Annotated in this window: 24 protein-coding genes; 23 read left to right on the top strand and 1 reads right to left on the bottom strand. The window is 43.1% G+C overall.

The window, feature by feature from the left end:
• Positions 1 to 15: 15 nt before the first annotated feature.
• The 5 genes from icmF to DDE80_RS02190 all read left to right on the top strand — a co-directional run bounded on the left by icmF (position 16) and on the right by DDE80_RS02190 (position 7,654).
• Positions 16 to 3,270, top strand: coding sequence for a fused isobutyryl-CoA mutase/GTPase IcmF (gene icmF, locus DDE80_RS02205; protein WP_108306055.1), 3,255 nt, complete (start codon positions 16 to 18; stop codon positions 3,268 to 3,270).
• Positions 3,271 to 3,421: 151 nt separating this feature from the next.
• Positions 3,422 to 3,586, top strand: a complete 165-nt coding sequence (locus DDE80_RS15095) for a hypothetical protein (protein WP_161952249.1) — start codon at positions 3,422 to 3,424, stop codon at positions 3,584 to 3,586.
• Between the two features lie 77 nt (positions 3,587 to 3,663).
• Positions 3,664 to 4,239, top strand: a complete 576-nt coding sequence (rpoE, locus tag DDE80_RS02200; RefSeq protein ID WP_201261481.1) for a DNA-directed RNA polymerase subunit delta — start codon at positions 3,664 to 3,666, stop codon at positions 4,237 to 4,239.
• Positions 4,240 to 4,381: 142 nt separating this feature from the next.
• The gene (gene pyrG / locus DDE80_RS02195; RefSeq protein ID WP_108306054.1) at positions 4,382 to 5,974 is read left to right on the top strand and encodes a CTP synthase; all 1,593 of its coding nucleotides are present in this window, start codon (positions 4,382 to 4,384) and stop codon (positions 5,972 to 5,974) included.
• 105 nt (positions 5,975 to 6,079) lie between these two features.
• Positions 6,080 to 7,654, top strand: coding sequence for an S-layer homology domain-containing protein (locus tag DDE80_RS02190; RefSeq protein WP_108306053.1), 1,575 nt, complete (start codon positions 6,080 to 6,082; stop codon positions 7,652 to 7,654).
• Between the two features lie 38 nt (positions 7,655 to 7,692).
• Here the strand turns inward: DDE80_RS02190 and DDE80_RS02185 are convergent, their stop codons facing one another.
• Positions 7,693 to 8,205, bottom strand: a complete 513-nt coding sequence (locus DDE80_RS02185; RefSeq protein ID WP_108306052.1) for a DUF2529 family protein — start codon at positions 8,203 to 8,205, stop codon at positions 7,693 to 7,695.
• A 100-nt stretch (positions 8,206 to 8,305) separates the two neighbouring features.
• On the opposite strand from DDE80_RS02185, the gene DDE80_RS02180 reads away from it, so the two are divergent.
• The 18 genes from DDE80_RS02180 to wecB all read left to right on the top strand — a co-directional run bounded on the left by DDE80_RS02180 (position 8,306) and on the right by wecB (position 24,590).
• Positions 8,306 to 8,665, top strand: coding sequence for a response regulator (locus DDE80_RS02180; protein ID WP_108306051.1), 360 nt, complete (start codon positions 8,306 to 8,308; stop codon positions 8,663 to 8,665).
• A 95-nt stretch (positions 8,666 to 8,760) separates the two neighbouring features.
• On the top strand, positions 8,761 to 9,615 hold the full coding sequence (locus DDE80_RS02175; protein WP_108306050.1) for a class II fructose-bisphosphate aldolase: 855 nt from the start codon (positions 8,761 to 8,763) through the stop codon (positions 9,613 to 9,615).
• Between the two features lie 386 nt (positions 9,616 to 10,001).
• Positions 10,002 to 10,652 (top strand): fructose-6-phosphate aldolase, encoded by a 651-nt coding sequence (gene fsa / locus DDE80_RS02170; protein ID WP_108306049.1) that lies wholly within the window; start codon positions 10,002 to 10,004, stop codon positions 10,650 to 10,652.
• 54 nt (positions 10,653 to 10,706) lie between these two features.
• On the top strand, positions 10,707 to 11,987 hold the full coding sequence (murA, locus tag DDE80_RS02165; protein WP_108306048.1) for a UDP-N-acetylglucosamine 1-carboxyvinyltransferase: 1,281 nt from the start codon (positions 10,707 to 10,709) through the stop codon (positions 11,985 to 11,987).
• A 16-nt stretch (positions 11,988 to 12,003) separates the two neighbouring features.
• Positions 12,004 to 12,966, top strand: coding sequence for a class II fructose-bisphosphatase (gene glpX / locus DDE80_RS02160; protein ID WP_108306047.1), 963 nt, complete (start codon positions 12,004 to 12,006; stop codon positions 12,964 to 12,966).
• Positions 12,967 to 13,037: 71 nt separating this feature from the next.
• Positions 13,038 to 14,330: a transcription termination factor Rho gene (gene rho, locus DDE80_RS02155; RefSeq protein ID WP_108306046.1), complete on the top strand. Its 1,293-nt coding sequence runs from the start codon at positions 13,038 to 13,040 to the stop codon at positions 14,328 to 14,330.
• Between the two features lie 151 nt (positions 14,331 to 14,481).
• Positions 14,482 to 14,685 carry a 50S ribosomal protein L31 gene (gene rpmE / locus DDE80_RS02150; RefSeq protein ID WP_036145074.1) on the top strand — a complete coding sequence of 68 codons (204 nt, stop codon included), beginning with the start codon at positions 14,482 to 14,484 and terminating at the stop codon, positions 14,683 to 14,685.
• Positions 14,686 to 14,760: 75 nt separating this feature from the next.
• Entirely contained in the window at positions 14,761 to 15,333 is a 573-nt protein-coding gene (locus DDE80_RS02145) for a thymidine kinase (RefSeq protein WP_108306045.1), read from the top strand.
• A 20-nt stretch (positions 15,334 to 15,353) separates the two neighbouring features.
• Complete coding sequence (gene prfA, locus DDE80_RS02140; RefSeq protein ID WP_108306044.1) at positions 15,354 to 16,430, top strand: peptide chain release factor 1; 1,077 nt, start codon at positions 15,354 to 15,356, stop codon at positions 16,428 to 16,430.
• Positions 16,417 to 17,274, top strand: coding sequence for a peptide chain release factor N(5)-glutamine methyltransferase (gene prmC, locus DDE80_RS02135; protein WP_108306043.1), 858 nt, complete (start codon positions 16,417 to 16,419; stop codon positions 17,272 to 17,274). The genes prfA and prmC overlap by 14 nt, the downstream gene beginning before the upstream one ends.
• Before the next feature lie 72 nt (positions 17,275 to 17,346).
• Entirely contained in the window at positions 17,347 to 18,342 is a 996-nt protein-coding gene (locus DDE80_RS02130; RefSeq protein ID WP_108306042.1) for an L-threonylcarbamoyladenylate synthase, read from the top strand.
• 55 nt (positions 18,343 to 18,397) lie between these two features.
• Positions 18,398 to 18,826 carry a low molecular weight protein arginine phosphatase gene (locus DDE80_RS02125; protein ID WP_235612254.1) on the top strand — a complete coding sequence of 143 codons (429 nt, stop codon included), beginning with the start codon at positions 18,398 to 18,400 and terminating at the stop codon, positions 18,824 to 18,826.
• Positions 18,827 to 18,836: 10 nt separating this feature from the next.
• Positions 18,837 to 20,120 carry a methyl-accepting chemotaxis protein gene (locus tag DDE80_RS02120; RefSeq protein WP_108306040.1) on the top strand — a complete coding sequence of 428 codons (1,284 nt, stop codon included), beginning with the start codon at positions 18,837 to 18,839 and terminating at the stop codon, positions 20,118 to 20,120.
• 256 nt (positions 20,121 to 20,376) lie between these two features.
• On the top strand, positions 20,377 to 20,826 hold the full coding sequence (gene rpiB / locus DDE80_RS02115; protein WP_108306039.1) for a ribose 5-phosphate isomerase B: 450 nt from the start codon (positions 20,377 to 20,379) through the stop codon (positions 20,824 to 20,826).
• Complete coding sequence (locus tag DDE80_RS02110) at positions 20,819 to 21,361, top strand: TIGR01440 family protein (protein ID WP_108306038.1); 543 nt, start codon at positions 20,819 to 20,821, stop codon at positions 21,359 to 21,361. Before rpiB ends, DDE80_RS02110 begins: the two co-directional genes overlap by 8 nt.
• 19 nt (positions 21,362 to 21,380) lie before the next feature.
• Complete coding sequence (gene glyA / locus DDE80_RS02105) at positions 21,381 to 22,622, top strand: serine hydroxymethyltransferase (RefSeq protein WP_108306037.1); 1,242 nt, start codon at positions 21,381 to 21,383, stop codon at positions 22,620 to 22,622.
• 153 nt (positions 22,623 to 22,775) lie between these two features.
• Entirely contained in the window at positions 22,776 to 23,405 is a 630-nt protein-coding gene (upp, locus tag DDE80_RS02100) for a uracil phosphoribosyltransferase (protein WP_108306036.1), read from the top strand.
• Positions 23,406 to 23,465: 60 nt separating this feature from the next.
• Complete coding sequence (gene wecB, locus DDE80_RS02095; protein WP_108306035.1) at positions 23,466 to 24,590, top strand: non-hydrolyzing UDP-N-acetylglucosamine 2-epimerase; 1,125 nt, start codon at positions 23,466 to 23,468, stop codon at positions 24,588 to 24,590.
• Positions 24,591 to 24,929: the final 339 nt, after the last annotated feature.

Here is a 24,929-nt window from a genome sequence, read left to right as displayed (position 1 = left end):
ATGGGGGATAAATTCATGACACAAGAAAAAGTAGTGTATCGTCCAAAAAACCACGTACGCTTCGTAACTGCATCAAGCCTTTTTGATGGTCATGATGCATCGATTAATATTATGCGTCGTATTTTACAAGCGAGCGGTTCTGAGGTTATCCATTTAGGGCATAATCGTTCAGTAGAGGAAGTTGTCAACGCTGCTATCCAAGAGGATGCACAAGGCATTGCGATTTCGTCTTATCAAGGGGGACATATTGAGTACTTTAAGTACATGTATGATTTATTAAAAGAACGAGGTGCACCACACGTTAAAATTTGGGGTGGTGGCGGTGGTGTTATTTTACCGAAAGAAATTAAAGAGTTAGAGGATTACGGCATTGCAGGTATTTTTTCACCAGAAGACGGTCGAAAACTTGGCTTACAAGGGATGATCAATTATCAAATTGAGCAGAGCGATTTTTCGACGATTGACAATGAAGACTACCAAGCACTGCTCGATAAGCTAACAACAGAAGCACCAGAAGTACTAGCGAAATTAATTACGATTGCAGAAGAAGTAGAAAGCGACGAAGCAAAACAACTGATTGAAGTAGCGCGCCAACGCTCGAAAAACACGCCCGTTTTAGGTATTACTGGTACCGGTGGGGCAGGTAAATCGTCTCTAACAGATGAATTGATTCGTCGATTTTTACGTGAGTTCCCAGATAAAAAGGTTGCCATCCTGTCTGTGGACCCAACAAAACAAAAAACGGGTGGTGCGCTATTAGGCGACCGTATCCGTATGAATGCTATTTTTAACAATCGCGTATACATGCGTAGCTTGGCTACACGTGGTTCCCGCACGGAACTTTCGTCATCGATTGGCGACGTACTCGATATTGTAAAAACAGCAGGCTATGACTTAATTATCGTTGAAACGAGTGGTATAGGTCAAGGGGATGCAGAAATCACTAACTATACTGACATTTCGATGTATGTTATGACATCAGAGTTCGGTGCACCGACACAATTAGAAAAAATTGACATGATTGACTACGCAGATATTATTGCGATTAATAAATTTGAGCGTAAAGGTTCTGAAGATGCTAAGCGCCAAGTACAAAAGCAATACCAACGTTCACGCGAGCTATGGGAAGCTGATTTAGATGATATGCCGGTATACGGTACGATTGCGAGCCAGTTTAATGATAAGGGTACGAATACGCTGTTTGCAGCAATTGTACGTGTGCTAAACGATAAGGCAGGTACAGATTGGGAAACGTCGTACGAAACGTCAACGAAGACGCAAAAGCAAGACGTAATTATCCCGAATGACCGCCGTTACTACTTGCGTGAAATTACAGATACCGTGCGTAACTACCATAAAAATACGGAACAACAAGTCGCTTTAGCACGCCGTCTTTTCCAACTAGAAGGTGCGCTTGAAGCGGTTAAAGAAAAAGCGCATGACGATGCACTCGTAGCGTCTTTAACTTCATTAGCTGAAGGTGTGCGCGAAGAGTTGTCAGCGGAGTCTAAACGTATTTTAAACAATTGGGATGCGCTAAAAGAAGCGTATAGTAAAGATGAATTTGTGATGAAAATTCGTGATAAGGAAATCCGTACTGTATTGAAGACAAAAAGTTTAGCAGGTACTAAAATTCCGAAAGTATCACTGCCTAACTATAAAGATTACGGCGAAATTTTGAGCTGGGTATACCGTGAAAACGTGCCTGGGGAGTTCCCGTATACAGGGGGCGTCTTCCAATTTAAACGTGAGGGCGAGGATCCTAAGCGTCAATTCGCGGGTGAGGGTACGCCAGAGCGTACGAATCGCCGCTTCCACTACTTGTCTAAGGATGACGATGCGAAACGTTTATCAACAGCGTTTGACTCTGTAACACTTTACGGCGAAGACCCAGACCACCGTCCTGATATTTACGGTAAAGTCGGTGAGTCAGGTGTAAGCATTTGTACGCTAGAAGATATGAAAAAGCTATACGATGGCTTTGATTTATGTGCGCCGTCAACATCAGTATCGATGACAATTAACGGTCCAGCGCCAATTATTTTAGCGATGTTTATGAATGCGGCGATTGACCAACAAGTGAAAAAGCAAGAGGAAGCGCTAGGTCGCACATTAACTGTAGAAGAGTTTACGAACGTACGCGAGCAAACACTACAAGTGGTGCGTGGTACAGTACAAGCCGATATTTTAAAAGAAGATCAAGGGCAAAATACGTGCATCTTCTCAACAGAGTTTGCGCTGCGTTTAATGGGCGATATCCAGCAGTACTTTATTGACCATAAAGTACGCAATTATTATTCGGTATCAATTTCGGGCTATCATATTGCTGAAGCGGGCGCAAATCCAATTTCGCAATTGGCATTTACATTAGCGAACGGCTTTACGTATGTGGAGTATTATTTGAGCCGTGGCATGCATATCGATGACTTTGCGCCAAACTTATCCTTCTTCTTCTCAAATGGTTTAGACCCAGAGTACTCGGTTATTGGTCGTGTGGCGCGACGTATTTGGGCAGTCGTAATGCGCGATAAGTACGGGGCAAATGAGCGTTCACAAAAATTAAAGTATCACATTCAAACATCAGGTCGAAGCTTGCACGCGCAGGAGATTGACTTTAATGATATTCGTACGACACTTCAAGCGTTAATGGCGCTACATGATAACTGTAACTCACTACACACTAATGCGTATGATGAGGCCATTACTACGCCAACAGAAGAGTCGGTACGTCGTGCAATGGCTATTCAAATGATTATTACGAAAGAGCATGGCTTAACAAAAAATGAAAACCCACTACAAGGTGCATTCATTATTGAAGAGCTAACAGAGTTAGTAGAAAACGCAGTGCTTGAAGAGTTTGATCGTATTAATGACCGCGGTGGCGTATTAGGTGCAATGGAAACACAATACCAACGCGGTAAAATCCAAGAGGAGTCGATGCATTACGAAATGCTGAAGCACTCAGGCGAGTTACCGATCATCGGTGTTAATACGTACCTTAACCCTAACCCACCGTCAGATGATGCGATTGATAGCATGGAAATTGCGCGTGCTTCAAAAGAAGAGAAAGAAGCGCAAATTACGAATTTACAAGCCTTCCAAGCGAAGCATAAAACAGAAGCAGAACAAGCGATTGAGCGCTTGCAACACGCAGCGGTAACAGGTGGCAACATTTTTGCCGAACTAATGGATACTGTAAAAGTAGCGAGCCTCGGTCAAATTACACGCGCACTTTACGAAGTAGGCGGGCAATACCGTCGTAATATGTAAGCAAATAAAGAGCACCTTTTTCCTCGAGGAGAAGGGTGCTCTTATCGTTTACAAGAGTTAGCGAGAACGAGCAAAAATGAGCATGAGCGGTAGGAAGTTGTTTGATATCGCAAAGTAAAATTCGCTATACTGAAACAAAGAGGTGATTCGCGTGTTTAAAAAAATGCTATCGTACGGAATTATTTTAGTATTACTGATAATTATTACAGCGATGTATAATGAGCAACTGGCATCGATTCCGTTATTAATCCTATCAGCATATTTATTTTTTTTAGGCACGCGTCAAATGCTACATTCAAAAAAACGTAAAATGTAAGTAGCCATTGCGATGAAGTATTGTATATAATGAGTATTATGCTTACTAGTAGGCGAATTGAAAGGACGTGTAGGAAAGTGGATTTTCGTAATATGACAAAGCACCAAATCGCAGAAGAGTCGCTGGTAGATTTAGCTTTCGCGATTTTAACAGAAAAACATAGTTCAATGAGTTTAGAAGCGCTAACGAGCGAGCTTCAAAAAATAAAAGGGTATACGAATGCAGAAATGAAAGCACGCATTCAACAATTTTACACAGATTTAAACATCGACGGACGCTTCTTACTTAACCAAGAAGATGGTTGGGGCTTACGTGAGTGGTATAAAGTAGAACAAATCGAAGAAGAAACAGCACCATCTGTAAAAATCCGCAAGAAAAAATCAAAAGCGGTTAAAGAAGACGACTTTGATGATGTGGAAGAGCTTGAAGCAGAAGAAGCGCTTATCTTTGAAGATGAGTTAGAAGACGAAGAAGAAGATGACGAAGAAGAAGCAAGCCTTGTAGAACCGATCGGCTTCGGTAAAGATGAGGAAGAGCTTGAAGACGAAGAAGAACTCGAAGAAGATGAAGACGTTGAAGAAGTTATCATCGAGGACGAAGAGTTTGACCTAGGCGAAGAAGACGATGAGGACGAGGAAGAAGACGAAGAATAATTCTTGACATATTTTTCGCTAACGTATACTCTTTTAATTGGGCTCCTAAAAAAGGAGATTGACCGTATAAGTGATACGCTTCCCCTGCAACTATGCAGAGGGAGCGTTTTTTATTTTTTATAAATATAAGGAGGCATTTGTAATGACAAAGTATATTTTCGTAACAGGTGGCGTAGTATCGTCACTTGGTAAGGGTATTGTCGCTGCATCATTAGGACGTTTATTAAAAAATCGTGGGTTAGAGGTAACGATTCAAAAATTCGATCCGTACATTAATATCGACCCAGGCACAATGAGCCCATACCAACATGGTGAGGTTTTTGTAACGGATGACGGTGCTGAGGCTGACTTAGACTTAGGTCACTACGAGCGCTTCATCGATATTAATTTAGGAAAGCATTCAACGGTAACGTCAGGTCGTGTTTACCAAACGGTATTAAATAAAGAACGTCGCGGCGATTATAACGGCGGTACAGTACAAGTTATTCCGCATATTACGAACGAAATTAAAGACCGCATCCAACGTGCAGGTCGCGAAACAAATGCTGATGTTGTAATTACAGAAGTTGGTGGTACAGTAGGTGACATCGAGTCACTACCATTTTTAGAAGCCATTCGTCAAATGCGTACGAACTTAGGTCACAACAACGTAATGTACATCCACTGTACGTTAATCCCGTACATTAAAGCAGCAGGCGAACTAAAAACAAAACCAACACAACACTCGGTTAAAGAGTTACGTTCACTTGGTATTCAACCAAATATTATTGTCGTGCGTACAGAGCAAGAAGTACCAGAAGAAATGAAAGAAAAGTTAGCGTTATTCTGTGACGTACAAAAGCACGAAATTATTGAGTCACGTGACGTTGAGCATTTATACGAAGTACCACTTAACTTACACAAACAAGATTTAGACGATATCGTACTTGACCACTTCGGCCTAAAAGCGCCAGAAGCAGACATGGAAGATTGGAAAAAGCTTGTGGAAGTTGTGAAAAACTTACACGGTAAAACAAAAATCGCACTTGTTGGTAAATACGTTGAGTTACAAGATGCGTATATTTCAGTAGTAGAAGCAATGCGCCATGCAGGCTATGCGTTTGATACAGACGTAGAGATTGACTGGATCAATGCTGAAGAAGTAACAGCAGACAACGTACAGCAAATGATTGGCGAGGCTGATGGTATTATCGTTCCTGGTGGCTTTGGTGACCGCGGGGTTGAAGGTAAAATCGAAGCAATCCGTTTTGCACGTGAGAACAATGTACCATTCCTAGGCATTTGTTTAGGTATGCAATTAGCTACAGTCGAGTTTGCGCGCAACGTGCTAAAATTAGAAGGCGCTCATTCTACAGAGCTCGATAAAGACACAGCGTATCCAATTATTGATATTTTACCAGACAAAAAAGAAGACGATGATTTAGGCGGCACATTACGCCTTGGCTTATATCCATGTAAATTAAAAGACGGCACACAAGCACACGCTTCATACGATAGCGATTTAATTTATGAGCGTCACCGTCACCGTTACGAATTTAATAATGAATACCGCGAAGCAATGGAAGCGGAAGGTTTAGTATTCTCAGGTGTGAGCCCTGACAATAAGTTAGTGGAAATCGTAGAAATCCCAACGAATGATTTCTTCGTAGCAGCTCAGTTCCACCCAGAGTTTGTATCACGTCCAAACCGTCCACAACCATTATTCCGTGACTTTATCCAAGCAACGTTAAAATAAAATGATGGCCTGAAAGTGTAATTATGCATTTTCAGGCTTTTTTTGAAACTAAAAGGCGCGCAACACGTATAGCAAGAAGAAGCAACTATAGAAAAGAGGGACATAATGAATAATAAAAAAATGTTTGCGATGGCGATGACAGCGGCACTTGCGACGAGTGCGATTGTCGTTGTACCTGAAGCGAGTGCAGCGAAAAGCTTTAAAGATGTGGATATGAAAGCAGAATACGGCCAAGCGATTGCGAATTTAGTAGAGCGCGGCGTCGTAAAAGGTTATGCCGATGGTACATTCCGTCCACACCAACCGATTACGCGTGGTCAATCAGCTAAAATGTTAGTGAAGATGCTTGGTTTAGATACAGATGATGTCGTAAACCCTGAATATAAAGACGTAGCTGAAACAAATGAATATTACGGAGCCATCGCAGCGCTTACTGAAGTAGACGTATTTAGCGGCTACGCAGACGGCTCTTTCCGTCCGAACGAAGCGATTACACGTGAACAAATGGCGCGCATGTTAACGACGGCGTATGCGTTGATGGCACCACACGGTACACAGTTACCATTTAAAGATGTTTTATTACATACCGAGGCGTATGAAAACGTAGCGGCACTTTACCATTACGGTATTACAAAGGGCAAAAACCCGACAGAATTTGGCTTGCGTGATGCAGTAACGCGTGCGCAGTTTGCATTATTTACGACGCGTACCGAAAAAATGCTAGAAAATCGTGTGCAAGCAAAAATTACAGCAGACGATTTAGATGCTACTTTAATCGAAGCGACATATACAGAAGAGTACGATGAAGAAACGGGCGAAACGGTTTTTGCCTTGCATGAAGACGGCGAAACAATCGGTATCGAAGCGGTATCAGAAGGTAAAGGTATGATTGTAGTAAGCGGCTCTAATGTAACGGAAGATGAAGATTATGAAGTCGTAGCACAAAAGAAATATATCATTGAAGTTAAAAAAGTAGATGAGAAATTTGTAGTGACGGTAACGGAGTCGACAGAAGTAACGCCTACTGAAATTACAGTTGAGGAAGAGGCACTCGGTTTTGAGCCAAAACATGTAACGATTATGAGCCTAGACGGTAAAGTGGTAGATCCGTCGATGTACACATACGAAAAAAATGAAATGATCATAGAAGAAGACGAAGCTGAGGGTGAGGAAATGCCTGAATCACCAGATACAGCGACGTACACGCTTACGATGAAAGCGGCAGGTGCATATATTGCGACATTTAGCGATGATGAGGGCAATGAACGTCGCCTCGGTTTAGCGGTAAGTGAAAGCAATTTCTCTTTCGTGGCAATGCAAGTTATCGAAAAAAATGAAGTGCTAGTTAGTCAAGATGAAATCGGCTTTAAAGTACGCAATATGTATGTCGAGCAATTTACAGCGGGTCTTGCGAAAGATAAAATTGTTCGCGCTGAACTACGTGATGGCGGACTTAAATTATCGCGCGCAGCAGAAGGTAACGGACTATTTTCGGTTCGCCTAACCGGTACTAGTGACGAAACGATTTACGTACACGGCTTTATGTACGAATTAGCAGGCATTACAACAATTGAGTATATGGTTGTGACGAGCGAAGAAATGGATGAATTACAAAACTTATTGCAATCACTCGGTGGCGGTAATTTAGGCGACTTAGGTGGTTTAGAAGGTTTAATGTAACTAAAAAGAAATCGTGCGACGCGGCACGATTTCTTTTTTTATTCCCCTTGTACCATCTCATCATAGTTCATTTTTAATGCTTCGTAGGCAAAAAGTGCAGCAAAGAGTTCAGGTTGCACAATTCGCTCACCTGTTTCAGTAGGGATGAGCCCACCACGCACGTGCAAATTAACGTACGTATAAGCTTCTTCAAATAACGGATTGGACAAACTTTTTTTATCTTCACTTGCGACGACAGCAAAAGGAATGGTAAGTTTGCTAGCGAGTGCTAATGCTTCTTCGTCTGTAGCGAGCGGTGTAAAAATACATACACGGTCCGCTGGCGTTAATGTTGTGACGTCCGTTAAGCGTCGCATTTTGTAAAAAGGCTCCTTCGATGTACTCGCATGGGTATAGAGCGCCTCTAACTCCCCGAAGCACGCAAAATAGACGTAGCCTTCTCCAATGGCTGCCTGAGCAAGTAGACGGGATGTGTCCTCGATGTTATCTTGCTCTTCAGCTGTAATTCGTTGAAACAATCCTTGTAATTGTGTCGTTAAAATTTTTAACATGTTGTCACCTCGCTAACATTATAAGTGAAAAAGCACAGAATGTATTGTATTATTGAGTGAAAGTAAATAGGGAATTATAGAAAATTTTAGGAGGGATTACATGTGTAACTTGCTGATCGTAGATGACCAAGAAGGTATACGACTATTACTGCGGGAGGTATTTAAGGAAGATGGCTATAATACATTTCTTGCCGCAAGCGGTCCTGAGGCGCTTGCGATCGTAGAAGATCACCAACCTGATTGCGTATTATTAGACCTGCGTATGCCAGGGATGGACGGCGTAATGATTTTAGAAAAACTGCGCGAAAGCTTCCCCGTATTACCCATTATTATGATGACCGCTTACGGTGAATTAGAAACTATCGAAAAAACAAAACGCTTAGGCGTTGTGGCACATTTTACAAAACCGTTCAATATTTTCGAAATTCGTGCCGCTGTTAACAAAATATTACTAGGTTAGTCGTTCAAGCAGTAGCATACATATTCGCTTTTTGTTATGATTAGATGGAATATTTCTCACGAAAAATATCGTTAATCCTAAGGAGGATTTTATTCATGGCATTAGTATCAATGAAAGAGATGTTAATTAAAGCAAAAGAAGAAAAGTATGCAGTAGGGCAATACAATATTAATAACTTAGAGTTTACGCAAGCGATCTTATTAGCAGCACAAGAAGAAAAATCACCAGTAATCCTTGGCGTTTCTGAAGGTGCAGCAAAATATATGGGCGGCTTCGTATCAGTTGTTTATATGGTAAAAGGCTTAATCGAAAGTTATGGCATTACAGTACCTGTTGCAATCCACTTAGACCACGGCTCTAGCTTTGATAAATGTAAAGAAGCGATTGACGCTGGCTTCACTTCAGTAATGATTGATGCTTCTCACCACCCATTCGAAGAAAACATCGCCATCACATCTCAAGTTGTAGAATACGCACACGCTAAAGGCGTTTCTGTAGAAGCAGAGCTTGGTACAGTAGGCGGCGAAGAAGACGGTGTAACAGGCGGTATTATTTACGCTGACCCAGAAGAGTGCCGCAAAATGGTTGAGCAAACAGCAATCGACTGCTTAGCACCAGCACTAGGTTCTGTACATGGTCCTTACAAAGGTGAACCAAACTTAGGCTTTAAAGAGATGGAAGAAATCTCAAACTTAGCTGACCTACCATTAGTATTACACGGCGGTACAGGTATCCCAACGAAAGATATTCAACGTTCAATTTCTTTAGGTACAGCAAAAATTAACGTAAATACTGAAAACCAAATCGCAGCAACAAAAGTAGTGCGTGAAGTATTAGCAAACGACACGAAAGTTTATGACCCACGTAAATACTTAGCACCAGCTCGCGAAGCAATCAAAACAACAGTAATCGGTAAAATGCGCGAATTTGGCAGCTCACAAAAGGCATAAGAAAAGCAGAGCTTTCTGTTCTCACGCGGAAGCGTTGGAGAAGGGCAGCCCGTGTGCTCGTCACGCGGAGCTGACATTCGAAACGGTCGTAGCGTGAAGAAAGCGTCGCTAGCCAAAGAAAAGCAGAGCTTTCTGTTCTCACGCGGAAGCGTTGGAGGGGGTCTGCCTGCGTGCTCGTCACGCGGAGCAGTCGACCGAAACGCCTAGGTGTGAAGTGCCTGTCGCTAGCCAAAAGAAAAGCAGAGCTTTCTGTTCTCACGCCGCAAGCGTCTATGCAGCAAAAAAGACAATGAATAACGGTAATCATAGGGATTCTGTGTTGGACAGGAGAAGACCCCGAGTTAATCGGGCTTCTCTTGTTTTCAAGTGAAATGGAGGGAAGTACAATGAAATTTTTTATTGATACGGCAAATTTCGAACATATTAAAGAGGCGCATAGCTGGGGTATTATTGATGGCGTAACGACAAATCCATCACTCGTGGCTAAAGAGAAAGACATTTCATTTCACGAGCGTTTAAAAGATATTGCGACACTCGTTGACGGCTCTGTAAGCGGAGAGGTTATTGCACTTGACGCACAGGGTATGATTGAAGAAGGTTTAGAACTTGCTAAAATCGCACCGAATATTACAGTGAAATTGCCGATGACAAAAGCAGGGTTAACGGCTTGTCGTTACTTTGCAGACAAAGGGATTTCGACGAATGTCACATTAGTTTTTAGCGCAAACCAAGCGTTGTTAGCGGCGCGTGCAGGCGCGACGTATGTTTCACCGTTTATTGGTCGTCTTGATGACATTGGGCAAGACGGTGCTCAATTAATTGAAGACATCGCTACAATTTTTGCGATTCATAACATTGATACGCAAATTATCGCAGCGTCCATTCGTCATCCGCAGCATATTCAAGCGGCAGCGATGGCAGGTGCGCATATTGCGACAACACCGTTTAACGTCTTAGAGCAATTATTTAATCATCCCCTTACTGATAAAGGGATTTCAGCATTTTTAGCTGACTGGGACAAGCGTCAAGTGAAATAAAAGGAAGCATAATCCGCGATTGTGGGTGAACTTCCATTGTTAAGGAGAAATAAAATGGATGTATATAAAATTACAGGTGAAAATCGCCTGAAAGGTACAATTAAGGTAAGTGGAGCAAAAAATAGCGCTGTCGCTTTAATACCTGCCACGATTTTAGCTAATTCACCCGTAACAATCGGCGGTATTCCTGAAATTTCAGACGCGTGGGCATTAAAGGATTTACTGGAGGAGTTTGGCGGTAAAGTGCTATTTCAAAATGGCGTTATGACCGTAGACCCTACAGACATGGTTGCGCTACCCCTACCTAATGGTAACGTGAAGCGTTTACGTGCTTCGTATTATTTAATGGGAGCAATGCTTGGTCGCTTTAAAAAAGCGGTCATTGGTTTACCGGGCGGTTGTTTTTTAGGACCGCGTCCGATCGATCAACACATTAAAGGGTTTGAAGCGCTAGGCGCCAAAGTTACAAATGAACACGGTGCGATTTATTTGCGCGCAGACGAATTAATTGGCGCTAAAATTTATTTAGATGTGGCGAGCGTAGGAGCAACGATTAACATTATGTTAGCTGCTGTTCGTGCAAAGGGAAAAACCATTATCGAAAACGCCGCAAAAGAGCCAGAAATTATTGATGTCGCAACGTTGTTAACGAATATGGGCGCGAGCATTAAAGGTGCAGGTACGAGCGTGATTCGTATTGAAGGTGTCGATGAATTACACGGCACACAGCACACAATTATTCCTGACCGTATTGAAGCGGCAACCTTTATGATTATGGCGGCAGCGATTGGTGATGGTGTAACGATTGATAATGTCATTCCCCTCCATTTAGAAGCGGTCACAGCAAAATTACGTGAAATGGGTGTCAAAGTACAAATTGATGAGGAGAGCATTTTCATTCCTAAAACCGATTTAAGCGAGTTGCAAGCGATTGATATTAAAACGCTCGTTTACCCAGGCTTCCCGACGGATGTACAACAGCCACTTTCCGTATTAATGACCCAAGTACAAGGGGCATCTAAAGTGACGGATACGATTTACCCAGCACGCTTTAAACATATTGACGAGTTAAATCGTATGAGCGCAAAAGCACGTGTAGAAGGCAATACAGCCATGATTTCTGGCCCGACAACCTTGCAGGGCTCTACTGTAACAGCAACCGATTTACGAGCAGGCGCAGCGCTCGTATTAGCGGGGCTTGTAGCAGAGGGCGAAACAGAGATTCGTGATATTTATCATATCGAACGAGGCTATAGCAGTTTAATCGATAAGTTGTGCGAAATTGGCGCAGACATTCGAAGAGAAACCATTTCGCTTGAAGTAGCGGACAAATAACAGGAGGCATAAACTCATGGAACGTAGTTTATCAATGGAAGTAGTACGTGTAACAGAGGCAGCAGCAATTCAATCAGCAAAATGGATGGGACGCGGTGACAAAATTGCGGCAGACGATGCAGCAACAACAGCGATGCGTACCATGTTCGACACAATCCCAATGCACGGCACTGTAGTAATCGGTGAAGGTGAGATGGATGAAGCACCAATGCTTTATATCGGTGAAGAACTTGGTTTACGCAACGGTGGTCCAGAAGTAGACATCGCAGTTGACCCATTAGAAGGTACAAATATCGTAGCAAAAGGTAGTAACGGTGCATTAACGGTACTAGCGATTGCAGATAAAGGTAACTTGCTAAATGCGCCTGACATGTACATGGAAAAAATCGCTGTAGGTCCTGAAGCAGCAGGTATGGTAGACATTAACGCATCGGTAACAGATAACTTAAAAGCAGTAGCAAAAGCTAAAAATAAAGACGTATCAGACGTAGTAGCAACATTGCTAGATCGTGAGCGTCACACAGCTATCGTTGAAGAAATTCGTGCAGCAGGTGCTAGCATTAAGTTCATTCAAGATGGCGACGTAGCAGCTGCAATTAATACGGCATTTGACCAAACAGGTGTTGATATTATGTTCGGTATTGGCGGCGCACCTGAAGGCGTTATTTCAGCCGCAGCGCTAAAATGTTTAGGTGGCGATTTCCAAGGTCGCTTAGTGCCAGAAGATGATGAGCAACGTGAGCGTTGTGCAAAAATGGGCATCGACGTGAATAAAGTGTACCAACTTGAAGACTTAGTTAAAGGCGACGACGCAATTTTCGCTGCAACGGGTGTAACAGATGGCGGTTTATTACGCGGTGTGCAATATAAAGGTGAGTACTGCTTAACAGAGTCAGTTGTTATGCGTGCGAAATCAGGTACGGTTCGTTTTGTTGAAGGCCGTCACCGTCTAGAGAAAAAACCACAGTACGATAAATAATGCTTCACATATGAAGGAGGTGCGCTTATGTACCTCCTTCATTTACACTATAGAGAACTGGAGCTGTGTTCATGGCTAGTTTGACAATATCTCAATTAGAAAATATGACGCTAAAAGATTTATACGCCTTAGCGCGTGAATATAAAATTTCGTATTATAGCAAGCTAACGAAAAAAGAGTTAATTTTTGCGATTTTAAAATCACGTTCTGAGCAAGAAGGCTTCTTCTTTATGGAAGGTGTACTCGATATCGTGTCGCAAGAAGGCTTTGGCTTCTTACGCCCAATCAACTATTCGCCAAGTAAAGAAGATATTTATATTTCGGCTTCGCAAATTCGTCGCTTTGATTTACGTAATGGCGATAAAGTTTCGGGTAAAGTACGTCCACCGAAGGAAAACGAACGCTACTATGGTTTATTGCAAGTTGAAGCGGTGAACGGGGTTGACCCAGAACAAGCGAAAGACCGCGTGCATTTCCCCGCACTTACTCCACTCTATCCAGATCGACAAATAAAACTAGAAACAACAGCACAACATGTATCAACGCGCGTGATGGATTTAGTAGCACCTGTCGGCTTTGGTCAGCGTGGTCTTATTGTAGCGCCACCAAAAGCAGGTAAAACATCTTTATTAAAAGAAATCGCCAATGCGATTACGACTAATCATCCTGAAGCGGACTTAATCGTATTATTAATTGATGAGCGCCCGGAGGAAGTAACAGATATTGAGCGTTCGGTTAATGCGGATGTCGTAAGTTCGACTTTTGATGAAGTGCCAGAAAACCATGTAAAAGTAGCGGAAATCGTATTAGAACGTGCGCGTCGTTTAGTGGAACAAAAGCGCGACGTTATTATTTTAATGGATTCTATTACACGTCTTGCACGTGCTTATAACTTAGTTATTCCGCCGAGTGGTCGTACGCTATCGGGCGGTATTGACCCTGCTGCCTTCCACCGACCGAAGCGCTTCTTCGGTTCAGCGCGTAATATTGAAGAAGGCGGTAGCTTAACGATATTAGCGACGGCTTTAGTCGATACAGGTTCGCGTATGGATGAAGTCATTTATGAAGAATTTAAAGGAACGGGTAACTTAGAGTTGCACTTAGACCGCAACTTAGCGGAGCGCCGTGTCTTCCCAGCGATTGATATTCGTCGCTCAGGCACGCGTAAAGAAGAGTTGTTAATTCCAAAAGATCGCCTTGGAAAATTATGGGCGATTCGTAAAACGTTTTCGGATGCGTCAGACTTTACTGAGCGTTTCTTACGCAAGTTGCGCACGACCGAGACGAACGAAGAGTTCTTTGACAAATTAAATAATGAAATGAAAAAAGCAACGAATGGCAAAGGATTAGTAGATAAAAAGTAAATGGTTGCAAGCGTAACATGTTTTTGCTATACTGTTTTCTGTAAAGAAACGCATTGCATATGGAACTGACATATTCGGGTGCTGTAAGGCAATGGTTCGAAAACATAACTCTGATCTAGCACATAGTTCAGGGCGAGAGGAGAAAACGAATATGAAACCAGGTATTCATCCAGATTACAAACAAGCGACAGTTACTTGTTCATGCGGTAACACATTCACTACAGGTTCAGTAGAAGAGAAAATCACTGTTGAATTATGTAACGAATGCCACCCATTCTATACGGGTCGTCAAAAATTCGCGGCTGCTGATGGTCGTGTGGATCGTTTCAACAAAAAATACGGTCTTAAAAACTAATTGTAGTTTCATACCTGCCAAGCGCTTCGCTTGGCAGGTATTTTTTTCAGCCTAAAATAAGAGGAGTTGTAAAGATTGGCACAACTTTATTTTAAACACGGGGCAATGAATAGTGGAAAATCCATCGAAATTTTAAAAGTCGCGCATAATTACCAAGAGCAAAACAAGCCCGTTGTATTGTTTACGCCTGCTGTTGATACACGCGACGAACAAGGCTACGTCTCAAGCCGCGTCGGTTTGCGTCAAAAGGCGATTACGATTTTTGAACATACCGACATTTTTGGTACGATTGCACAGTGCACAGACAAACCGTACTGCGTATTAATTGATGAAGTGCAATTTTTAACGAAGCATCAAGTATTACAACTCGTACGTATTGTTGATGAGCTGGATATTCCGGTTATGGGATTCGGTTTAAAAAATGATTTCCGTAATGAATTATTTGAAGGTAGCCGCTACATGTTAATTTATGCGGATAAAATAGAAGAAATGAAAACGATTTGTTGGTTCTGCGAGCGTAAAGCGACAATGAACTTACGTGTAGACGGTGAGGGTAACCCGATTTATACAGGTGAGCAAATCCAAATTGGCGGTAACGAAACGTACTACCCCGTATGTCGCAAATGCCATACGAACCCGCCTTTATAAAAAGTAGAAGAGGTGAAGGAATGTTTGATCGTTTACAAGCAGTAGAAGATCGCTATGAGCGTTTAAATGAATTATTAAGTGACCCAGACATTGTTAGCGATAGTAAAAAGCTACGCGAATACTCAAAGGAGCAATCTGATTTACAAGCGACAGTTGACGCTTACCGCGAGTATAAAGACGTCAAGCAACAGCACGCCGACACGCGTGAAATGCTAGACGAAAAATTAGATGCTGATATGCGCGAGATGGTAAAAGAGGAGTTTAACGACCTCGGTCATCAAATTGAGGAGCTTGAGGAGCGCCTGCGCGTACTGTTAATACCGAAAGATCCAAATGATAATAAAAACGTTATTATGGAAATCCGCGGGGCAGCAGGTGGCGACGAAGCAGCATTATTTGCGGGTAACTTATTCCGCATGTATTCACGCTATGCCGAAACACAAGGCTGGAAAATCGAAGTAATGGACGCCAACGCGACAGGTATGGGCGGCTATAAAGAAATCGTCTTTATGATTAACGGGCAAGGTGCGTTTTCTAAATTTAAATACGAAAACGGGGCACACCGTGTACAACGCGTACCAGAAACCGAGTCATCAGGACGCATTCATACGTCAACCGCAACCGTTGCCTGCTTACCAGAAGTTGAAGAAGTAGACGTAGAAATTCATGAAAAAGACATTCGTGTAGATACGTTCGCTTCATCAGGTGCAGGTGGACAGTCTGTAAATACGACGATGTCCGCTGTACGTATGACGCATTTACCGACAGGCGTTGTCGTATCGATGCAAGATGAGCGTTCGCAAATTAAGAACCGTGAAAAAGCAATGAAAATTTTACGTGCCCGCGTGGCCGATAAATATATGCAAGAAGCGCAAAGTGAATATGATTCTGTGCGTAAATCAGCTGTTGGGACAGGTGATCGCTCGGAGCGTATTCGCACGTACAACTATCCGCAAAATCGTGTTACTGACCACCGCATTGGCTTAACGATTCAAAAGCTCGACCAAATTATGGAGGGCAAATTAGACGAAATTATTGATGCGCTAACGTTAGAAGAGCAAGCGTCAAAACTTGAGCGTTTAAATGAAGATGCCTAGGCAAGCCTATGATGCCCTAACGTGGGCAACACCCTTTTTACAACAATATGGACGTGAGGAAAATGCGGCACGTCTTATTTTACAGCATGTGTTAGGCTGTTCATATTCGTCGTTAATGCAACACTTATACGACGAATTAACGCCTGCACAAAGCGCGGAGTTTGATGCGCTCGTTAAAGAGCATGCCATCGGACGCCCTGTTCAGTACTGCATCGGCTATGAAGAGTTTTACGGGCGAAAATTTACGGTAAATGAGTCCGTATTAATTCCGCGTCCTGAAACAGAGGAGCTCGTATATTATGCGCTACAAAAAATTGAAGCGCTATTTGGCGATGCTCCCGTTAAGCTTGCAGATATTGGGACAGGGAGCGGCGCGATTGGCTTAACGATGAAGCTAGAGCGCCCGAGTTTAGATGTGACGCTAACCGATTTGTCGGAGCGCGCGATGGACGTGGCGATTTATAATGCTAAAAAATTAGACGTTACAGCACGTTTTGCAGTTGGGGATTTAACAGAGCCGATTGCAAATGAGCAGTGGGACGTTATTTTATCCAATCCACCGTATATTGCGTTTGACGAATTACCACTCATGTCGGAACTCGTATTAGAACATGAACCACATACGGCATTGTTTGCGGCAGAGGATGGTTTAAAATTGTATCGCCGTTTAGCAGAAGAGAGCGTCGCATTAATGAAACGCCCTGCGTTAATCGGAGTCGAAATTGGCTATGCGCAAGGCGCTGCGGTGAAAGCATTTTTTGAACACCATTTCCCGACAGCTCGCGTATCGGTAATACAAGACATTAATGGTAAAGATCGTATGGTTTTTTGCGAAATTGCATAGTTATACACAATTTTCAGAAAAGTTATGCACCGAAACTGTGGATAACTTTTTTGACGTGAAGGAGGAAATACGATGGATACACGCGTCGTACAGGCACAACAACAAGGCGTTTATGAGCAAGCGGCACAAATGTTGCGTGACGGAGAGCTTGTGGCCTTTCCGACAGAGACCGTTTACGGCTTAGGTGCGGTAGCGACAGATGAACAAGCGGTGGCGAAAATTTTTGAAGCGAAAGGGCGACCTTCAGATAACCCGCTTATCGTGCATATTGGTACTACCGAACAAGTGGAACAATTTGCGCAGCCGACCGCACTTGCTTACCGCTGTATGGAAGCATTTTGGCCAGGGCCCCTCACACTTGTGATGGACGTAAAAGAAAATGTTTTAGCACAAAACGTGACGGCGGGGCTTACGACTGTAGGGATGCGCATGCCTGATCACCCTGTGGCACTTGCGCTACTTAAGGCAGCACAGGCACCTATTGCGGCACCGAGTGCTAATCGGAGCGGTAAGCCGAGCCCGACGAGAGCACAGCACGTATTTGACGATTTGCAAAACCGCATACCGCTCATTATCGACGGTGGGCGCACAGGCATTGGCTTAGAGTCGACAGTTGTCGATATGACGCAAACACCGCCTGTCATTTTGCGTCCAGGTGGCGTAACAAAAGAAATGCTAACGCGCGTAATAGGTGAAGTAAAAGAAGCTAAATTAACCGATGCCAAAGAAGTACCGCGTGCACCAGGTATGAAGTACACGCATTATGCCCCTGAAGCGCCTGTTTATTTAATAGAAGAAAACCCACAAAAAATTGCGCAAGCACTCGCAGCACTTGCCGATGAGCGCGTCGCTTTAGTGGCGCCAGCAAGCTGTAAGATAGAGGCGCCGATTCGCATTTCGCTCGGCGAAGATATTGCAGCAAACTTGTATGATGCGCTCCGTGCTTGTGATGAGACGGATGCTACGCTTATTTTAGTAACAGCTACGTCGACAGGTGGCGTAGGCTCAGCGATTATGAACCGTCTCGAAAAAGCGGCAGGCGGTCGTTGGTACCAAACTACTGTGTAAGCACAGTAGTTTTTTTGTGGCTGTTTTGCTATGCTAAATGAAAGGAGCGATGACAGTGAAATTATATTTTATTTGTACAGGTAATACGTGCCGCAGTGCAATGGCTGAGGCGATTGTGAAGGCTAAACAATTACCGCATCTAGAAGTGAAGTCAGCGGGTATTTTTGCAACGCCGCACGTTCCGATGAGCGATAATGCCAAGGCGGTATTGGCGGAGCAAGCCATTGAAGAAAGCCACAGCGCAAGTCAAGTACAAGCGGCTAATATGGCGTGGGCGGATTATATTTTAACGATGACAGCACATCACTTAATGACGCTGCGCGAAATGTACCCTGAACACGCACAAAAAATGCATACGCTACATGAGTTTGCGACAGGCGACACACGCGATGTGCAAGATCCTTTTGGCGGCAACACAGAAGTCTATCGACAAACATTTAATGAACTGCAACAAGCTATCGAACAAATCATTCATCATGAATAGGAGAGGTCGTATGCAACAGCAGAAAGCAAAGATTGGCATTGCTAAAAAATTAGTTTTTTTCGTAGGGGCTTTAGCACTCGTCACATATACGACGAGTTTCTTTTTTATGGAGTACGTGCAACCGCGGTTTTTCCCGCAAGTTAATGTTGTCGCATTTCAAGCGATCACGTACGCACTCGGTATTATGTGGTCATGTATTTTGGCCGCCCTTTTTAGCGGCGTACTCGTCAAGCCATTGCAACAGTTAGAGCAAGCGGTTGATGCGGTCGCACAAGGAAAAATTAGCAAGGACTTAGCTGTACCCCAAACGCAGGATGAACTCAATCGTGTAGGTACGGCTTTTAACGAAATGTTACGCAATTTACGCACGATTATTACAGGTATTGATACGAATTACAAAGCAACAAATGAAGCGATTAAAGGACTTAGCGAGCAAACGACAGGTGCGCTTGCGAGTGCTGAGGGGATTTCGTCTACAATCAATCATATTTCGGACGGAGCCGAGGCTTCCGCTATTGCTGTGCAACAAACAGCAGAAGCGATGGAGCATGCGCGAGATATCGCTACAGCTGTAACAGAAGACGTGAGTGCTTCACGCGCTCAAACTACCGCCTTATTACAGCAGTTAACGGTAGCAACACAAGCGATCGGTCAACTTACAACAGGCATTGAGCAAATTGCAGTGCGCAGCGAACAAGCGTTAACGAATGTCGAACAGCTCGAACAAAATGCGACAGCCATCGGTTCAGTGACGGAGCTCGTAGGTTCGATTGCCGAACAAACCAACTTACTTGCGTTAAATGCGTCGATTGAGGCAGCGCGCGCAGGCGAACACGGTAAAGGCTTTGCGGTCGTAGCGAGTGAAGTACGTACATTAGCGGATGAAAGTGCCACAGCTGTGCGCAATATTACGCAGCTCATTGCGACGATGCAACAAAATGTAACATCAGTAGGACAGACGATGCGTGAGCAAGTAACATTTGCGAGTGACGAAGCAGCGCGTGTCACATCGACGACAGAAGCGGTGCATACCGTAGAGGCTACCATTCATACGATGGCTGAGGCGATTCAAGCTATCGCGCATAAGATGGCAACGCAAATGAACAGCATCGAAGAAACTGCGCGTCAATCGCAAGAAGTAGCTGCGATTGCCGAGCAAACGTCAGCAGGCGCGCAAGAGGTGAGGGCGCGAGCGGAAGAGCAAATTTTTGCGATGAATACAATCGCTTCGTCTACCGCACAATTAGAAGCGCATGCGAAAAAACTATACGAAATGATTCAACGTTTTCATTGAAGAGATGAGAAACTGTTAAGCGAGCAGTTTCTCTTTTTTGTTAGCATCGAACTTCGTCTTTTTTGTGACAAATGCCGAGTGAACGAAATTAAATATGACAATACTAGCTCTAAAAGTGAACAATTAAAGTTTATATAGACAAATCATTCGCTTTTGGGTATCATTTCTATCGTAAAGATAAATTAAAATCGTGTTTTTCTACTTGAGAAAATGGTAAACTGAAAGAGACTATAAAAGCGAAAAGAGGGAGCCAGTTTTGAAAGTAGCCATTTCTTCAGATCACGGCGGAAATAATTTACGAAAAGAGATCATGTCATTATTAGATGAGTTAGCTATTGACTACACTGATTTTGGTCCTAAAACAGATGATTCAGTTGACTATCCTGACTATGCTAAGCCTGTAGCAGACGGCGTGGCCAAAGGAGATTTTGACCACGGCATTTTAATTTGCGGTACAGGTATTGGGATGTCAATCGCAGCCAACAAAGTGCGCGGCATTCGCTGTGCATTAGTGCACGACGTATTTAGCGCAGAAGCAACACGCCAACATAACGATACGAACATCTTAGCGATGGGCGAGCGCGTAGTGGGTCCAGGGCTTGCACGCATGGTAGCTAAAACATGGTTAGAAACTGAGTTTGAAGGCGGTCGTCATGAGCGACGCGTAAATAAAATTTGTAGCTTAGATTTAGCTAGAGGTGAATAATTTGCTAGAGAAACAACTTCAGCAACTATTGACGGAGTTAGAGGAACAAACAACCTTACAACCACATAGCCTTTTTGTGGTGGGGTGTTCGACCTCTGAAGTTATTGGTCAGAAAATTGGAACAGCAGGTGCAGATGAAGTGGCACAAGCTCTTTATGCGCCGCTTCAGCAATTTGCTAACAAGCATCAATTGTATTTAGCTTTTCAAGGGTGCGAGCACATTAACCGCGCGTTAACGGTAGAGCGCGCAGCAAGTGAGCGCTTCGGTTTACCTGAAGTAAGCGTCATTCCCGTAAAACGAGCGGGTGGTTCAATGTCAGCGTATGCGTATACGCAAATGGCAGACCCTGTTGTAGTAGAGCATATTACAGCGAAAGCAGGTATCGATATCGGTCAAACGTTTATCGGTATGCATTTAGCACATGTTGCCGTCCCTATTCGTACGAGTGTAAAACAAATCGGCGAGGCCATTGTCACAGTAGCAACAACACGACCAAAATTAATCGGCGGCGAGCGCGCAGTCTATTCTATTTAAACTTAGGAGGATATAAATCATGGCATTAGAAAAATTAGCGGCACAAGATAAAGCGGTATTAGACGGTATTTTAGCGGAGAAAAAACGTCAACAAGATAACATTGAGTTAATCGCATCAGAAAACTTCGTATCAGAAGCGGTAATGGAAGCACAAGGTTCAGTATTAACGAACAAATATGCAGAAGGCTACCCAGGCAAACGCTACTACGGTGGTTGTGAGCACGTTGACGTAGTAGAAAATATCGCACGCGACCGCGTTAAAGAAATTTTCGGTGCAGAGTATGCTAACGTACAACCTCACTCAGGTGCACAAGCAAACATGGCAGTTTACCACACAATTTTACAACCAGGCGACACAGTGCTAGGTATGAACCTTTCGCACGGTGGTCACTTAACACACGGTTCACCTGTTAACTTCTCAGGCGTACTTTACAATTTCGTTGAGTACGGTGTAACAGAAGATACACACGTAATTGACTACGAAGACGTGCGTCAAAAAGCACTAGCGCATAAACCAAAATTAATCGTTGCAGGTGCATCAGCTTACCCACGTGAAATCGACTTCGCTAAATTCCGCGAAATCGCAGACGAAGTAGGCGCATACTTCATGGTTGATATGGCGCATATCGCAGGTTTAGTAGCAGCTGGCGAACATCCATCACCAGTACCGCACGCTGACTTTGTAACATCAACAACACATAAAACATTACGTGGCCCACGCGGTGGTTTAATTTTAGCGGGCGCAAAATGGGAAAAAGAATTAAATAAATCAGTATTCCCAGGTATCCAAGGTGGTCCTTTAATGCACGTAATCGCAGCTAAAGCAGTAGCATTTGGCGAAACATTACAACCAGAATTTAAAGCATACGCAAAACAAATTAAAGCTAACGCTAAAGCATTAGCTGAAACATTAATGGCTGAAGGCGTTGACATCGTATCAGGTGGCACTGACAACCACTTACTATTATTAAACGTTAAATCATTAGGTTTAACAGGTAAAGTAGCAGAGCATGCACTTGACGAAGTAGGTATTACAACAAACAAAAATACAATTCCTTACGATACAGAATCACCATTCGTAACTTCAGGTATCCGCATCGGTACACCAGCGGTAACTTCTCGTGGCTTCAAAGAAGAAGACATGAAAGAAGTAGGCGCAATCATTGCGTTAGTATTAAAAAATCCAGAAGACGAAGCAACACAAAAAGAAGCGAAAGAGCGCGTTGCTGCCCTTACAGCGAAGCACCCACTTTACGCATAACACTAAAACATCCTCGTCAATTGATGAGGGTGTTTTTTTATATTCGCACAAAGTTGTGTACAAGCCGAAACAAATTTCAAAAAGCACGCTACTTTCTGTTATACTAGTTTAGATAAAAAGACATTCTTTTAAAAAAGTGAGGAGCGACTCAGCATGAGCAAAGTATATGTATTTGATCACCCGTTAATTCAACATAAATTAACACACATCCGCGACATTAACACAGGTACGAAAGAGTTTCGTGAACTAGTAGATGAAGTAGCAACGTTAATGGCTTTCGAAATTACGCGTGAGCTACCGTTAGAAGAGAAAGAAATTGAAACACCTGTTACAAAAATGACATCAAAAGTATTAAGCGGTAAAAAGATTGGTATCGTACCAATTTTACGCGCTGGTATCGGCATGGTAGAAGGCGTACTGAAATTAATTCCGGCAGCAAAAGTAGGGCATATCGGTTTATACCGCGATCCACAAACGCTACAACCGATCGAATATTACGCAAAGTTACCAGCAGACGTAGCAGAGCGTGAGTTTATCGTTGTAGACCCAATGCTTGCGACAGGTGGTTCGGCAATTGAAGCCATCAACTCACTAAAAAAACGCGGCGCTGTTAACATTAAATTTATGTGTTTAATCGCAGCACCAGAAGGCGTAAAAGCATTACAAGAAGCGCATAATGATGTGGATGTTTACATCGCAGCATTAGACGAAAAATTAGACGATCACGGTTACATCGTGCCAGGGCTTGGCGACGCAGGCGACCGCTTATTCGGCACGAAATAAAACGAAGCGTTCCCTATGAGAGTAGGGGGCGTTTTCTATATAAAAAGGTAGGGATAACCCATGAAAAAATGGAAGGTAATGACGATTTTTGGTACGCGCCCAGAAGCGATTAAAATGGCACCGCTCGTACTAGAGTTAGAGAAGCATCCAGAGGAAATTGAGTCTATCGTTACAGTAACAGCACAGCACCGTCAAATGTTAGACCAAGTGCTTACAACATTTGCGATTAAACCTGATTATGATTTAAACATTATGAAGGATCGTCAAACATTAATTGACGTAACGACAAATGCACTGCAAGGGCTAGACAAAGTAATGAAGGAAGCAAAGCCTGATATCGTTTTAGTACACGGTGACACTGCGACTACTTTTATCGCGAGTCTTGCGGCATTTTATAACCAAATTGCCATTGGTCACGTTGAGGCGGGCTTACGTACGTGGAATAAATACTCACCGTACCCAGAAGAAATGAATCGTCAGCTAACAGGTGTAATGGCAGATTTACACTTCTCACCGACAGAAAAATCACGCCAAAATTTATTGGATGAAAATAAAAACGACGCTACGATTTTTGTGACGGGCAATACAGCCATCGACGCGTTAAAAACGACGGTAAGTGAAGACTATACGCACCCGGTACTTGACGCTATTGGCACGGACCGTATGATTTTATTAACGGCACATCGCCGCGAAAACTTAGGCGAACCGATGCGCAATATGTTTAAGGCGATTAAGCGACTGCTAGCAGAGCATGACGATATTCAAGTCGTATACCCGATGCATATGAACCCTGTCGTGCGTGAAACAGCGAACGAAATTTTAGGTGATGATCCGCGCATTCATTTAATTGAGCCACTCGAAGTGTTTGATTTCCATAACTTTGCGGCAAAATCGTATATGATTTTAACGGATTCAGGCGGTATTCAAGAAGAGGCACCGTCACTAGGTAAGCCTGTAATTGTGCTGCGTGATACGACGGAGCGCCCAGAGGGGATTGAAGCAGGTACGTTAAAGCTTGCGGGTACAGAGGAAGAAACAATTTATAACTTATCTAAAGAGTTACTTGTCAACAAAAATGCTTATAATTTGATGGCAAAAGCATCCAATCCTTACGGAGATGGTCATGCGTCCGAACGAATTGTGAAAGCGCTTTTACAATTCCTTAAAAAAGACGAAAATAAATAATTTACACGAGCAACGAAAAAACAGTATTTTCGACGCGTATTTTGTGGTAAGTCAGATGTTTTTTGCGTGATTTTATATGGTATCATAGAGATTGTGAAGCATAACACAATTTTGTCAACAATTTGACAAGAATAGTAGGCTTGTGAAGTTTTTCTCTAGAACTAATTGACTTCAAAAACCTACTATTGTATGCTTACAAAGGGTATTATTGATAACGTTTTTTACTACTAGAAGGTTGTGAAAACGCTTATCTTATCTAAGTTTTGCGCTATTTTTTTAGCCAAAACAAGTAAAAACAGTTCGCATTTAGCGTCTGGATTATTGACGTCCACATGCAGG

This window comes from Metalysinibacillus jejuensis (genome assembly GCF_003057615.1).
GTDB classification, from domain to species: domain Bacteria; phylum Bacillota; class Bacilli; order Bacillales_A; family Planococcaceae; genus Metalysinibacillus; species Metalysinibacillus jejuensis.
The sequence above is the reverse complement of the archived record's forward strand: the minus strand, read 5'-3'. Positions and strand labels throughout refer to the sequence as shown.

What these genes read in the sequence shown, in the direction of transcription:
- icmF (WP_108306055.1), top strand. Translation starts at nt 16, where the DNA reads ATGACACAAGAAAAAGTAGTGTATCGTCCAAAAAACCACGTACGCTTC.
- pyrG (WP_108306054.1), top strand. Translation starts at nt 4,382, where the DNA reads ATGACAAAGTATATTTTCGTAACAGGTGGCGTAGTATCGTCACTTGGT.
- DDE80_RS02190 (WP_108306053.1), top strand. Translation starts at nt 6,080, where the DNA reads ATGAATAATAAAAAAATGTTTGCGATGGCGATGACAGCGGCACTTGCG.
- DDE80_RS02185 (WP_108306052.1), bottom strand. Translation starts at nt 8,205, where the DNA reads ATGTTAAAAATTTTAACGACACAATTACAAGGATTGTTTCAACGAATT.
- DDE80_RS02180 (WP_108306051.1), top strand. Translation starts at nt 8,306, where the DNA reads ATGTGTAACTTGCTGATCGTAGATGACCAAGAAGGTATACGACTATTA.
- DDE80_RS02175 (WP_108306050.1), top strand. Translation starts at nt 8,761, where the DNA reads ATGGCATTAGTATCAATGAAAGAGATGTTAATTAAAGCAAAAGAAGAA.
- fsa (WP_108306049.1), top strand. Translation starts at nt 10,002, where the DNA reads ATGAAATTTTTTATTGATACGGCAAATTTCGAACATATTAAAGAGGCG.
- murA (WP_108306048.1), top strand. Translation starts at nt 10,707, where the DNA reads ATGGATGTATATAAAATTACAGGTGAAAATCGCCTGAAAGGTACAATT.
- glpX (WP_108306047.1), top strand. Translation starts at nt 12,004, where the DNA reads ATGGAACGTAGTTTATCAATGGAAGTAGTACGTGTAACAGAGGCAGCA.
- rho (WP_108306046.1), top strand. Translation starts at nt 13,038, where the DNA reads ATGGCTAGTTTGACAATATCTCAATTAGAAAATATGACGCTAAAAGAT.
- rpmE (WP_036145074.1), top strand. Translation starts at nt 14,482, where the DNA reads ATGAAACCAGGTATTCATCCAGATTACAAACAAGCGACAGTTACTTGT.
- prfA (WP_108306044.1), top strand. Translation starts at nt 15,354, where the DNA reads ATGTTTGATCGTTTACAAGCAGTAGAAGATCGCTATGAGCGTTTAAAT.
- prmC (WP_108306043.1), top strand. Translation starts at nt 16,417, where the DNA reads ATGAAGATGCCTAGGCAAGCCTATGATGCCCTAACGTGGGCAACACCC.
- DDE80_RS02130 (WP_108306042.1), top strand. Translation starts at nt 17,347, where the DNA reads ATGGATACACGCGTCGTACAGGCACAACAACAAGGCGTTTATGAGCAA.
- DDE80_RS02120 (WP_108306040.1), top strand. Translation starts at nt 18,837, where the DNA reads ATGCAACAGCAGAAAGCAAAGATTGGCATTGCTAAAAAATTAGTTTTT.
- glyA (WP_108306037.1), top strand. Translation starts at nt 21,381, where the DNA reads ATGGCATTAGAAAAATTAGCGGCACAAGATAAAGCGGTATTAGACGGT.
- upp (WP_108306036.1), top strand. Translation starts at nt 22,776, where the DNA reads ATGAGCAAAGTATATGTATTTGATCACCCGTTAATTCAACATAAATTA.
- wecB (WP_108306035.1), top strand. Translation starts at nt 23,466, where the DNA reads ATGAAAAAATGGAAGGTAATGACGATTTTTGGTACGCGCCCAGAAGCG.